This window comes from Corynebacterium sp. HMSC074A01, assembly GCF_001831515.1.
Lineage (GTDB): Bacteria > Actinomycetota > Actinomycetes > Mycobacteriales > Mycobacteriaceae > Corynebacterium.
This window is the reverse complement of record NZ_KV825631.1, coordinates 1-11,632: the sequence shown is the minus strand read 5'-3', so window position 1 is coordinate 11,632 and position 11,632 is coordinate 1. Positions and strand designations below refer to the sequence as shown.

Sequence of the window (11,632 nt, the reverse complement as noted above, 5' to 3'; positions counted from 1 at the left end):
CTTCCTCCTTTCTAAACTTTCCGTTGCCGACAATTATACCGAACACACAAACGAGCGCTACACCTGTAACCATATTGTTACAGAACAATTTAGCCCGTACTTGCGAAAGCAAAAGGCAGCACCTCGAAACCGCTCGTAGCAGCCAAGTCCGCCCCCGCAACCGTCACCGACCAGCCGGAGTCCACCACTCCGGCCAAAAGTAAGACCGGCCCCTCGCGCACCTCCACACCGCGGAAATCGAAATGCTGATCGAGCGCGTTGACGCGAAACGCCGAGTTCTTCGCAGTGACCTTAGGTCCGGATAACGCAATCGTGCCGCCAAAGTCCATCCGCCCAACTTCCGCAACCGTCTTTCCAAGCGCGCTGAGCATCTCGGTCCGCGCCGCATCTGCGTCGCCGAGCACCACGACGCATCTGGGCCGCTCACTCCACTCCCACGCCGCCAGCATCTCCACGACTTGCCGCACCCACTCGTCCTCGCGCCACCGCGGCGCGGGCAGGGGGCGGTACGTATTGTCTCGGAGCAGTGTGGTGAGGGCGGGGCCGCGTGTGACGTCGTTAAGCCTGCCCAGCGCCTTGCCAGGCAGCAGGCCTTTGATCTTTCCGCGCCGCGCGGAGCCAGTCGGCCACATCTTGCGCGCGGGCAGCGCCACTCCGGGCGCGCTGAGCTGGGCGCTTATCGACGCCACGAGCTCCCCATCCACCGTGGTCGGCAGCGCACTCCCGGTGCAGTTGTCGCAGCGGCCGCAGGGGGTGCCGTCGAGCGTTGGGTCGTCGAGTTCGCGCCGCAGAAACGCCATGCGGCAGTCTTGAGTGCTTTCGTATTCCAGCATGAGCGCCTGCTCCCGCTCGCGGGCCTGTGCGAGTCCGTCGTAGCGGGCGTGGTCGTAGCTCCACGGCGCGCCGGTTGCCACCCAGCCGCCCTTGACGCGGCGGACTGCGCCCTCGACGTCGAGGACCTTGAGGGCCTGCTCAATGCGCGAGCGGGACAGGTCGACGACGTTCTCCAGCCGCTGCGTTGAGATCGGCTCGCTGCCGAGCCCGGCGAGCAGCTGGCGCACCACTGGTTCCTCCGGCATGGACACGGATGCGAAATACTGCCAGATCCGCTCGTCCTCCGGGCCGGGGAGCAGGACGACCTCAGCGTGGTCGGTGGCGCGGCCAGCGCGGCCGATCTGCTGGTAGTAGGAGACCGGCGAGCTGGGTGCGCCCATGTGCACGACGAAGGCAAGATCTGGCTTGTCAAAGCCCATGCCGAGCGCGCTCGTGGCAACCAGGGCCTTGAGCTCGTTGGTAAGCAGCGCCTGCTCCAGTCTCTCGCGTTCCTCCGCCTCGGTGCGCCCGCTGTAGGCGGCGACCGCGAATCCGGACGCCTGCAGTGCCTCGGCCAGGTCGTGCGCGGCGGCGACGGTGAGGCAGTAGATAATGCCGGAGCCTTCGGTGTGGCTGAGGTATTCGGCGATCCAGGCGGGGCGCTGCGTGGCGTCGTCAAGCTGGCAGACGCTAAGTGCGAGAGACTGGCGGTCGAGACCGCCGCGCAACACTCCCGTGTGCTCGCCGAGCTGGCTGAGGATGTCCTCGACGACCCGGTTGTTCGCCGTCGCGGTGGTGGCCAACACGGGCGTGTCCGCAGGCAGATCCTCGATCAGGCGGGCGATGCGGCGGTAATCGGGGCGGAAGTCGTGACCCCAATCCGAGATGCAGTGGGCCTCGTCCACCACGAGCATGCCTACGTGCGCGTGAAGGTTCGGCAGCACCTCTTCGCGGAAGCCGGGGGAGTTGAGGCGCTCAGGGCTAATCAGGAGTACGTCCAGGGAATGGAGGTTTGCCTCGATCTGCTCCCACTCGGCGACGTTGGCGGAGTGGATCGTGGCTGCGCGAATACCGGCGCGCTCGGCGGCCGCGACTTGGTTGCGCATGAGCGCGAGCAGGGGAGAGACGATAATCGACGGCCCTGTGCCGGCTTCGCGTAACAGCTTCGCCGCGATGAAATAGACGGCGGACTTGCCCCAGCCGGTGCGCTGCACGACCAGCATGTGGCGGCGGTGGTTTACAAGTGCATCGATGGCGGACCACTGGTCGTCGCGCAACTGTGCGTTGGGGCCAGCGATTCCCTGGAGAAGGTGGTTTGCGGATTCACGGGTAGCGTTCATGGCACACACGCTATAGCACCACCCGAACACGCCCCTGGCTGCTGTGGATAAGTGGGGGAAAGATGCCTGCTCACGGGCGAATTTCAGGTTACTAGTCGGTAAACGCACCAGTGTCAAACCTGGTGGTGAGCGCCATTTTCCCCAACTCTCAACCACGGATTGATAATGAATATAACAGGGCTGAGCTGTACGTATAAGGTGTTTGCGCAGGACGGAGAACACGGTTATCCACAACCTATCCACACCCGTGTGGCGAACCCCTGGGAATACCGCAAAGTTGTCCACAGGGGGTTGTGGATAACTTCCGGGGAGAGGTGTCGCGGGGTACGCTAAATATCCGGAACGACATCTAAGGGGAAACACATGGCTGGAGATGCACTCGACGGTTTTGACGACGACTACGTCCTGCCGCCCGAGCCGCGGGACGACTTCGACGACTTTGGGGACTACGCCGCCAACACACGGAAGCCAGCCAAGTCCAACTTCAGTCAAGCGCGGGGCGACCTGCAGGAGTACCGGCAGCCCCCGCACGACGAGCGGGCGGAGCGCTCCGTGCTCGGCGCGATGCTGCTGAACCAGGAGGTCGTCCTTGACGTGGTGGAGAGCCTTCAGCAGGAAGACTTCTACTTCCCTTCCCACCAGCTGATCTATCAGGCGGTGCTCGATCTCTTTGCGGACGGCAGCCAGATCGACGTCCTCATCGTCGCCGGGCGCCTGGACAGGCTGAACCAGTTGGAGCGGGTGGGCGGTGCGCCGTATCTGCATACGCTGATTTCGGAGGTGCCGACGTCGGCAAACGCTCGCTACTACGCGGAAATTGTGGAGGAAAAGTCTCTCCTACGGCAGCTCGTCAACGCCGGTACCCGCGTCGTGCAGTACGGCTACGAGGGTGCCGAGGGCATGGAGGTCGAGGCGCTGGTCGACCGCGCGCAGCAGGAAGTCTTCAACATCGCGCGCAGCGGCGGCGGCGAGGACTACAAGGTGCTCTCCGACCTGCTCAAGCCGACTATCGACGAGCTCACGCAGATCGCTTCTGGCGGCGGCCTCGAGCAGGGCGTGCCCACCGGATTTACCGACCTGGACAACCTCACGAACGGCTTGCACGCAGGCCAGATGGTCATCATCGCGGCGCGGCCGGGCGTGGGTAAGTCCACGCTCGCGCTCGACTTCATGCGCTCCTGCTCCATCCAGCACGGCAAGACCTCGGTGATCTTTTCGCTGGAGATGAGCGCCTCCGAGATCATCATGCGCATGCTCTCGGCGGAAACGGAGATCAAGCTCTCCTCCATGCGCTCAGGCAACATGGAGGAGCGTGATTGGGAGAAGCTCACCCAGCGCCTCAGCGAGATCCAGGACGCCCCGCTGTTTATCGACGATTCGCCGAACCTCACCATGATGGAAATCCGCTCCAAGGCGCGCAAGCTGAAGCAGCAGCACGGCCTGGACCTGGTGGTGCTGGACTACCTGCAGCTGATGAGCTCGGGCAAGAAGGTCGAGTCCCGCCAGCAGGAGGTCTCGGAGTTCTCCCGCCACCTCAAGCTGCTGGCCAAGGAGCTCGAGGTCCCCGTGATTGCCATCTCGCAGCTCAACCGTGGGCCCGAGGCGCGTACTGACAAGAAGCCGCAGCTCGCTGACCTCCGTGAGTCCGGCTCGCTGGAGCAGGACGCCGACATGGTTTTCCTGCTGTACCGCCCGGATTCGCAGGATCGCGACGACGAGCGCGCAGGCGAGGCGGACATCATCGTGGCGAAGCACCGCGGCGGCCCGATCGACACGATTCCGGTGGCGCACCAGCTGCACTACTCCCGCTTCGTCAACATGGCGCACGGGTAAGGTTTGCCTTTCCAACGGTGACAGCCTGCGGTTTTGTGGCTACGATCCTTGAAGTACTAGCGCAAACCTACGGTACTGAAAGGAAAGGGAAGCGCCATGACTATTCGATCCATCCACGCCGATGGGGCCTGTGCAGGCACCATGGCCAAGCTTGACCCCTCCATCACCGTGGCCAAGTCGGGGGACGCCACCCGGCTGTACAACCTGCCGCGCAGCATCGACGCCATCGACCAGGCCACGGAGGAGCAGACCATTCGCGGCCTGCTCGGGCGCATCTTTAACCGCGCGCGGCGCTAAACCCGCGCAGGCGCAGCGAGTTGCTCACCACGAACACGGAGGAAAACGCCATCGCGATGCCAGCCAGCATCGGGTTGAGCAACCCCAGCGCCGCCACGGGTACGAGCACCACGTTGTAGGCAAAAGCCCAGAACAGGTTGCCCTTGATGGTGCGCAGCGTGCGCCGCGAGAGCCGGATCGCGTCCGCGGCGGACATCAGCGAATTGTGCATCAGCGTGATGTCGGAGGCCTCGATGGCCACGTCGGTGCCCGCACCCATCGCCAGGCCGAGGTCTGCCTGGGCGAGCGCGGCAGCGTCGTTCACGCCGTCGCCCACCATCGCCACGTGGTGGCCCTGCTCCTGGAGCTGGCGGACCACGTTCACCTTGTCCTCCGGCAACACGCCTGCCGTCACGTGCTCCGGGTCGATGCCAACCTCTTTTGCCACCGCACGGGCAGCCCCGGCGTTATCGCCGGTGAGCAGGTGCGGGGTCAGCCCAAGCTCGCGCAGCTTTGCGACGGCACGCGCCGAATCCGGCTTCACCGTATCGCGCACGGCGACCATGCCGACATATTTTTCATCAACCTCGACGGCAACCGCCGTAGCGCCTGACTCTTCCGCAGCGCGGAACTTATCAGTCGCGTGTTTTGGTCGGCCGACTCGGACCCGTTTGCCTTCAACAGTGGCGGAGACACCCAGGCCAGGCTCGTTGACAAAGTCGGTGGCCTCCGGCAGCTCGCCAGTCACGGCACGCACGATGGCGCGCGCAATCGGGTGCTCGGAGCCCGCCTCGACCGCGGCGGCGAACCGCAGCGTTTCACTATCAGAGGCGTCGACGACTTCCATCTCGCCGCTAGTTACCGTGCCGGTCTTATCCATCACCACGGTGTCCACCTGCCGGGTCGACTCGAGCACCTCGGGGCCCTTAATCAGCAGTCCCAGCTGCGCGCCGCGGCCGGTACCCACCAGAATCGCGGTGGGCGTGGCAAGACCAAGCGCGCAAGGGCACGCGATGATCAGCACGGCGACAGCGGCGCGGAAGGCGTCGCTCAGTCCGTCGCCGAACAGCAGGTGGCCGACCAGCGCCACGAAAGCGACCGCGATGACGGTAGGCACGAATACCCGCGAAATCCGGTCCACCAGGCGCTCCACGGGGGCCTTGCCGGCCTGCGCGTCCTTGACCAGTGCGCCCATCTGCGCCAGCGTGGTTTCTTCGCCCACGCGGGTTGCCTCCACGACGAGCCGTCCGGAGGTATTCAGCGTCGCGCCGGTGACTTGCTCACCCTCGCCGACTTCGACGGGGACGGATTCGCCGGTGAGCATGGAGGCGTCGACAGCCGAGTGGCCGGAGACGACGCGCCCGTCCGTGGCAACCTTCTCGCCGGGCCGGACCACGAACTTGTCGCCCACCTTCACCTCGGCGATGGGGACGCGGACCTCCACGCCGTCGCGAAGCACGCTCGCGTCTTTCGCGCCCATCTGTAGCAGTTCTCGCAACGCCTCCGAGCTTTGCCCCTTCGCGCGGGTCTCAAACCAGCGGCCGAGCAGCAGGAAGGTGATGACGACGCAGACCGTCTCCAGATAGATGTCCGAGACGTCTTCCCACACAAACAGCGCAACGATTGACCACACATACGCCGCGGTCGTGCCCAGCGTAATTAGCGTGTCCATCGTGGCCGCGCCGTGGCGCAGGTTCACCAACGTCGCGCGGTGGAACACTTTCCCCGCGGCAAAATAGACCAGGGTGGTCGCGGCAAACGCGGCCCACTCCCAGTTGGGAAACTGCAGCGCAGGCACCATCGACAGCACCATCACCGGCAGGCTGAGCAGCGCCGCCCAGATGGTGGTGCGCTTCAGGCTGTCTGCCTCTTCGTCGCGCGCTTCGCTTATCGACGTTGCCTCGTCCTGAGCTTTTCCCACCACGAAAGCGTCGTAGCCGGCGGTGCGGACGACGTCGATAAGCTGCTCGGGCGTGGTGGTCGCTGGGTCGTAGTCGACGGTGGCGGTCTCGGTGGAATAGTTGACCGCGGCGGTGACGTCGTCGAGCTTGTTCAACTTGCGCTGGACGCGTGAGGAGCACGACGTGCAGGTCATGCCCGTCACGCCCAGCTCGATCTGGCTTGTCATGGCTACTTCAGGGTGTAGCCGGCCTCGGCGACCGCCTTGGCCACGTCAGCGTCGGCAAAGCCTTCGCCGGTCACGGTCACGGCGCCGGTGGTGTGGTCGGCGGTGACGTCGGTGACGCCGACGATCTCGCCGATCTCCTCTTTCACGCTGAGCTCGCAGTGGCCGCAGGTCATGCCTTCAACGGTGAATTCGCGGGTATCCATAGTGAGTGTCCTTTCTTTTTGGAGTGTCACGTACACCCGCGACTATACCCCTAGGGGGTATCTGGCGAAAGTATACTAAAGCCCGCCTCCTGCGCAGCCTTTTCGATATCGGCGTCGCTGAAGTTCTCTCCAGTGACCGTCATGCGGCCCTCTGCAACGTCGATTTCGACATCGAAGGTGCCGTCGACCATCCGCACCTCGTCGATAAGCGAATCCACTGCGACCTCGCTAGCCTCGCCGGAAATTTTGTAATTCTTCGTCATGCCCTCGATGTACCTCGTGAATACAATCGCCATTGTTAGTGTTGGAACTGGAGCAACGTTAACAAACCACTCTAAGGAGTAGAACTATGAGCACCATTGACGTCACTGAGGACACCTTCGAATCCACAGTCAGCGCGGACGGCATCGTCTTCGTCGACGCGTGGGCCGCATGGTGCGGGCCCTGCCGCCAGTTTGCGCCGACCTATGAGAAGGCGTCCGAGGCGCACCCGGACGTGACCTTCGCCAAGCTAGACACCGAGGCGAACCAGCAGCTTGCGGCTGCACTGGAGATCACGTCCATCCCCACGCTCATGGCCTTCCGCGACGGTATCCTGGTCTTCCGTCAGGCGGGTGCCCTGCCGCCGGCCGCTTTCGATGACCTCATTGGTCAGGTCAAGGCGCTGAATATGGACGAGGTGCGCGCCCAAATCGCGCAGCAGCAGGGCGAGTAGACCGGAAGGACACCACCATGGCGAACCCATTTTCCAAGGGCTGGAAGTACCTGATGCAGTCGTTCGACTCGAAGATCGACGAGAACGCTGACCCGAAGGTGCAGCTCCAGCAGGCGATGGAGCAGGCGCGGAAGAACCATCGCGAGATCGCCGAGCACGCGGCCGCGATCGTCGGCAACCGCAACCAGCTCGAGATGAAGCTCGAGCGCCTGATCAAGTCCCAGGAAGAGCTCCAGGAGAAAACGCGGATCGCGCTCCAGGCCGCCGACAAGGCGAACGCGGAGGGGGATGCGACCAAGGCGCAGGAGTACAACAACACCGCCGAGGTGCTGGCCTCCCAGCTCGTGGCCGTGGAGCAGGACCTGGAGCAGACCAAGCAGGCGCACGCCGGTGCCGAGCAGGCCGCGCGCGAGGCGCAGGCCCAGCTGCAGCAGTCCGAGGCGCGCCTGAGCGAGCAGGCGCAGCAGGCCCAGCAGCTTGAGTCGCAGATCGACCAGGCGAAAATGCAGGAGCAGACCGCGCAGACGATGGACACCATCAACCAGTTCGGCGCGAACGACAACGTGCCGACCTTGGATGGCGTGCGCGACAAGATCGAGAAGCGCTACGCCACCGCCCTTGGCGCGCAGGAGCTGGCCAAGGACTCCCTGGGGGACCGGATGGCGGAAATCGAGACCGCTGGCACCGACATCAAGGCCGCCAGCAAGCTCGACGAGATCCGCGCTTCGATGAATTCTGCAGAGAAGGCCATCGAGGCCCCGGAAGAAGCTCCCGAGGCCGAGGCCGAAAAAGAGGACTAGTCGCGGCTGATATTAATCAGCACGCCACGAATCCCTGAGTGGAACCCATCGCGAAGATTGACGCGCTGGGTTTCACTCAGCGTGTATTCGTGCAGTGTTTCGCAGGCGAACTGCAGAAGCGGGCGGTCGATCTCCGGCGGTAGCCCGCCCCCGGACAGCATGTGTGCCTTGTCGCGCTGCTCCGAGGAGGCAGCATTGTCGTACCACCACGCCGCGTACTGCTGGCCCACGTCGTAGGGGGTCTGGAACCCGGCGGAGGTCCACACCTCTTCCGGCAGCGGCACGTAGCGGGAGCGCAGCTTCCGGCGCGGAGCCATCATGGACGGCTTCGGCGCGGGCTTCGGGGTTTCGGGGGCATCGGCGGGGGCTTCGATGGGTTTCTCTGGCTCAGCAGGCTTTTCGGGCTCTGCTGGCTCGACAGGCTCTGGAGCTTCCTCGGTTTTCGCTGGAGGCTCCGCTTCCTCCTCTGGCTCCTCTGGTGCCAGCGGATCCGGGCCGAGCGGGACGGGGGAGGGGCCTTCGGCTTCGTCGAGCGGCGCGGCGTCGGCAAGCGGGCGCTCCCTAATCGACGGGGGCAGCGGGCCCTCGAGGACCTGGAGCTGCATGGCGTCGGCGAAGTCCTCGCGCGGGTCCAGGATCGTGGTGGTGTCGCACGCGTGGCGCAGCGCCGAGGACATGGAATCCCAGCCGAAGCCGTAGAGGTGAACGCGCACGCCGCTGGCGGTGGCCTCCTCCACGCCCGGGATCATGTCCGCGTCGCCGGAGACGAGCACGAAATCAGTGAACTGGCCGCGGGTGGCGTTGACCACCAGGTCCGCGACGAGGCGAGTATCCACGCCCTTCTGCGTGCGGCGGTCGCCCCACTCGATGAGTTGGCCGGTGCGCAGTTGCACGCCGTCGCAGGTGCGTAGCGCGCGCTGGTAGCGGTGCGGGCCCGAGTCCGGGATGCCGTCGTACCAGAACTGGCGGTGGATAGGTTGGCTGAGTTGTTGGCAGATCATGGTGCCGAGGCTTGCCACGACCTCGGGCAAATCAATTTCTAACTGGGATCGAGCGCCGATTTCCCACGAGTTGTAAAAGCTTGCGAGTAGGTAAGACGTGTCGACGAACACCAAAGTGCGTTCAAGCATGGCTCCTAAATTCCGATTCTTTCGTTGCTAAAGGTTGTTTACCTCCCCAGTGTGCCTGAATCAGCGTGCGAGGTCTACCTCTTTCAGCGAACCTTGCGCTCACCCCATAACGCAGTTAGCGTGTTAGTTACTCGAGTAACTAACCAACCCACATGAGTATGCAGGGATAACGCCATGAATGCCGATACAGAGCCACTCTTCGTGCAGGTGGCCCGCCTGGTGGAGGACTTGGTGGTCGACGGCACGCTTGCCCCCGGCGAGCGCGCGCCCTCAACCAACGAGCTCGCCGCCTTCCACGAGATCAACCCAGCCACCGCGCGCAAGGGCCTGGGGATCCTCGTGGATGCCGGCATCTTGGAAAAGCGCCGCGGCCTCGGGATGTTTGTCACCCCCGAGGCGCGCGAGCGGGCGTTAAAGGCGCGCCGCGAGCGCTACGCCGGCGACTACCTCGCACCCGCGATTGACGAGGCTGTCCGCCTCGGCTACGACCGCGACACCCTGCACACCCTTATCGACCGCGTCGCAGAAAGTAGAGGAATGTACCAATGATTCACGCGCATCACCTGGAAAAGGACTTTGGGGCACATAAAGTCCTCAGTGACATCTCTTTCGAGCTCCCCGGTTCTGGCATCCACGCCCTGCTTGGTCGCAACGGCGTCGGCAAATCCACGCTGCTCGCGCTCATCGCGGGCCAACTCAAGCCCTCCGGCGGCGAGCTCACCGTCTTCGGCGAGCAACCCTTCGACCGCGCGAGCGTGATGGACCGCGTCTGCTTCACCGGCGTGGACACCCCGTACCCCGCCTCGTGGGCACTCGTTGATGTGGTCGCCGCGGCCGCGAAGCGTTACCCCAACTGGTCGCAAAGCACTGCAGAGATGCTCATGCGAGATTTCGGACTGGACGCGCAGGCGAGGACTGCGTTTGGCAAGGCATCCCGCGGCCAACGGGCGATGGTCGGCATCGTCATCGGGCTTGCCTCCGGCGCAGAACTCACGCTTCTCGACGAGCCCTACGTCGGCCTCGACGTCCACAACACCTCCGTCTTCTACCGCCACCTTCTCGCGCACGCAGAGTCCGAGCGATGCTTCATCCTGGCCACTCACCACATCGACGACGCCGCCAAGATCCTGGACTCGGCGTTGGTGCTGGGGAGGCAGGGGAGCGTCGATAAGCATCTGCACGCAGAGGATGCCGACGGCTACGTCATCGCGACCGGCAACTTCGACGAGCCCGCCGGGGCCCTTGCTTATCGACGCACCGCCACCGCCGCCCGCGCCATCCTCCCCGCAGAAACCGCCGCTGAAATGGGACTACGCACCCAAACGGCGGACCTCGGCGACGTCCTCGAGGCAGTGCTGGAGGTGCAGCAGTGAACCCGATGACGCACCTCGACCGCGACTTCCTGTGGTTCCAATTCAAAGCAGGCCCGGGCCTGCGGTTTCTCCAGCTTCCGATGATCCCGCTGTTCTATCTCGTCTTCGCATTCGCAGGTGGGTGGGCATGGCTCGGGTCGCTTGTGTGCTGCGTCATGGTGGCTTTCCTGCTCATACCCGAGCCGAAAACGTTTCGCGCCTACGGCATGAACCGCGCGCGTGCCCGCCAGCAACTGCTGTTCGTGCTCGTTCCGGTCACGCTGCTTGTCGCCTTGGCCTTTGCGCAGGTGGCACCGCCGGTGAGCTCGTTTACTGGCGCACTGCTGGGAGCCGCGGTCCATCTTGTGACCTGCCTACAAGGCGGGGAAAGTGCGAACCGTGAGACGCTCGGCCGACTGCACCTGCCCGGGAAAATCGAGATCTTTGCAATCCTTGCCGGAGTGCTTGCCGGTGCGCTGTACGGATTGTGCGCGAAAGTTGGGCCCGAATGGCTTGCGGCAATCGTGCCGGCCATTCCGCTGCTCGCGTACTGGGCTTGGGCGGCCAGCGACGGCTTTACCTCAGCCGCTGTCGCCCAGGCTTATGGACGAACGCGCAAGCGGTGGGCGGGCACCCTTGTGCTGAAAGTAGTCGTTTCTCAAGCCTTCATTGCGATGTCTGGTGCACTTCCTGCGTTGCTTATCGACGCCACGTTGCCCCTTTCCCCGTTCGTCTTTTTCGCGATCGCCGGAGTAGCCGCGCTGCTTGCGGGAAAGGCCATGGAGATGTTGTTACCCAACTCCAGCCACTTCCCGGTACTTATTGCTTGGATCTCCGGGCGAGAAATGCTCAATCCGCAAACGTATGACCCCGCAAGTGCAGTAGTGGTCTATGCGCTCAGCGGAATCCTGCTGGGCGTCGCGGGGTGCATAATCGTGCCGTACTTATTCGGCGCAGTGAACGTAAAGCGGGCTTAATAGCACGTGTTAACAAGCGCGAAATATGCCTGTTGTGCTGGGGATTTGTGTTGGTGTGTGGGTGT

The 11,632-nt window shown here is 64.0% G+C and carries 12 protein-coding genes; 7 read left to right on the top strand and 5 right to left on the bottom strand.

Going from position 1 to position 11,632, the window contains the following annotated elements; all coding sequences use genetic code 11:
• Positions 1 to 89: 89 nt before the first annotated feature.
• Complete coding sequence (locus tag HMPREF2550_RS11300; protein WP_070791189.1) at positions 90 to 2,153, bottom strand: RecQ family ATP-dependent DNA helicase; 2,064 nt, start codon at positions 2,151 to 2,153, stop codon at positions 90 to 92.
• A gap of 363 nt (positions 2,154 to 2,516) precedes the next feature.
• Here HMPREF2550_RS11300 and dnaB point away from each other — a divergent pair, with 363 nt between their 5' ends.
• Both dnaB and HMPREF2550_RS11290 read left to right on the top strand, forming a co-directional pair.
• Positions 2,517 to 3,986, top strand: a complete 1,470-nt coding sequence (gene dnaB, locus HMPREF2550_RS11295) for a replicative DNA helicase (protein ID WP_070791187.1) — start codon at positions 2,517 to 2,519, stop codon at positions 3,984 to 3,986.
• 96 nt (positions 3,987 to 4,082) lie between these two features.
• The gene (locus HMPREF2550_RS11290; protein WP_038593065.1) at positions 4,083 to 4,283 is read left to right on the top strand and encodes a hypothetical protein; all 201 of its coding nucleotides are present in this window, start codon (positions 4,083 to 4,085) and stop codon (positions 4,281 to 4,283) included.
• Here the strand turns inward: HMPREF2550_RS11290 and HMPREF2550_RS11285 are convergent.
• The 3 genes from HMPREF2550_RS11285 to HMPREF2550_RS11275 are packed head-to-tail and all read right to left on the bottom strand — an operon-like array spanning position 4,264 to position 6,856.
• Positions 4,264 to 6,390: a heavy metal translocating P-type ATPase gene (locus tag HMPREF2550_RS11285; RefSeq protein WP_070791185.1), complete on the bottom strand. Its 2,127-nt coding sequence runs from the start codon at positions 6,388 to 6,390 to the stop codon at positions 4,264 to 4,266. The two genes, HMPREF2550_RS11290 and HMPREF2550_RS11285, sit on opposite strands and share 20 nt — an antisense overlap.
• Before the next feature lie 2 nt (positions 6,391 to 6,392).
• On the bottom strand, positions 6,393 to 6,593 hold the full coding sequence (locus HMPREF2550_RS11280) for a heavy-metal-associated domain-containing protein (RefSeq protein ID WP_070791183.1): 201 nt from the start codon (positions 6,591 to 6,593) through the stop codon (positions 6,393 to 6,395).
• A gap of 50 nt (positions 6,594 to 6,643) precedes the next feature.
• On the bottom strand, positions 6,644 to 6,856 hold the full coding sequence (locus tag HMPREF2550_RS11275) for a hypothetical protein (RefSeq protein ID WP_038593056.1): 213 nt from the start codon (positions 6,854 to 6,856) through the stop codon (positions 6,644 to 6,646).
• Positions 6,857 to 6,942: 86 nt separating this feature from the next.
• On the opposite strand from HMPREF2550_RS11275, the gene HMPREF2550_RS11270 reads away from it, so the two are divergent.
• On the top strand, positions 6,943 to 7,308 hold the full coding sequence (locus HMPREF2550_RS11270) for a thioredoxin family protein (protein ID WP_038593053.1): 366 nt from the start codon (positions 6,943 to 6,945) through the stop codon (positions 7,306 to 7,308).
• Between the two features lie 17 nt (positions 7,309 to 7,325).
• Entirely contained in the window at positions 7,326 to 8,108 is a 783-nt protein-coding gene (locus HMPREF2550_RS11265) for a PspA/IM30 family protein (RefSeq protein WP_070791181.1), read from the top strand.
• Here the strand turns inward: HMPREF2550_RS11265 and HMPREF2550_RS11260 are convergent.
• On the bottom strand, positions 8,105 to 9,238 hold the full coding sequence (locus tag HMPREF2550_RS11260; RefSeq protein WP_070762491.1) for an NYN domain-containing protein: 1,134 nt from the start codon (positions 9,236 to 9,238) through the stop codon (positions 8,105 to 8,107). The two genes, HMPREF2550_RS11265 and HMPREF2550_RS11260, sit on opposite strands and share 4 nt — an antisense overlap.
• 174 nt (positions 9,239 to 9,412) lie before the next feature.
• On the opposite strand from HMPREF2550_RS11260, the gene HMPREF2550_RS11255 reads away from it, so the two are divergent.
• The 3 genes from HMPREF2550_RS11255 to HMPREF2550_RS11245 are packed head-to-tail and all read left to right on the top strand — an operon-like array spanning position 9,413 to position 11,567.
• Entirely contained in the window at positions 9,413 to 9,787 is a 375-nt protein-coding gene (locus tag HMPREF2550_RS11255; RefSeq protein ID WP_070791179.1) for a GntR family transcriptional regulator, read from the top strand.
• Positions 9,784 to 10,611, top strand: coding sequence for an ATP-binding cassette domain-containing protein (locus HMPREF2550_RS11250; protein ID WP_070791178.1), 828 nt, complete (start codon positions 9,784 to 9,786; stop codon positions 10,609 to 10,611). Before HMPREF2550_RS11255 ends, HMPREF2550_RS11250 begins: the two co-directional genes overlap by 4 nt.
• Positions 10,608 to 11,567: a hypothetical protein gene (locus HMPREF2550_RS11245; RefSeq protein ID WP_070791175.1), complete on the top strand. Its 960-nt coding sequence runs from the start codon at positions 10,608 to 10,610 to the stop codon at positions 11,565 to 11,567. Before HMPREF2550_RS11250 ends, HMPREF2550_RS11245 begins: the two co-directional genes overlap by 4 nt.
• The last annotated feature ends 65 nt before the right edge of the window (positions 11,568 to 11,632 follow it).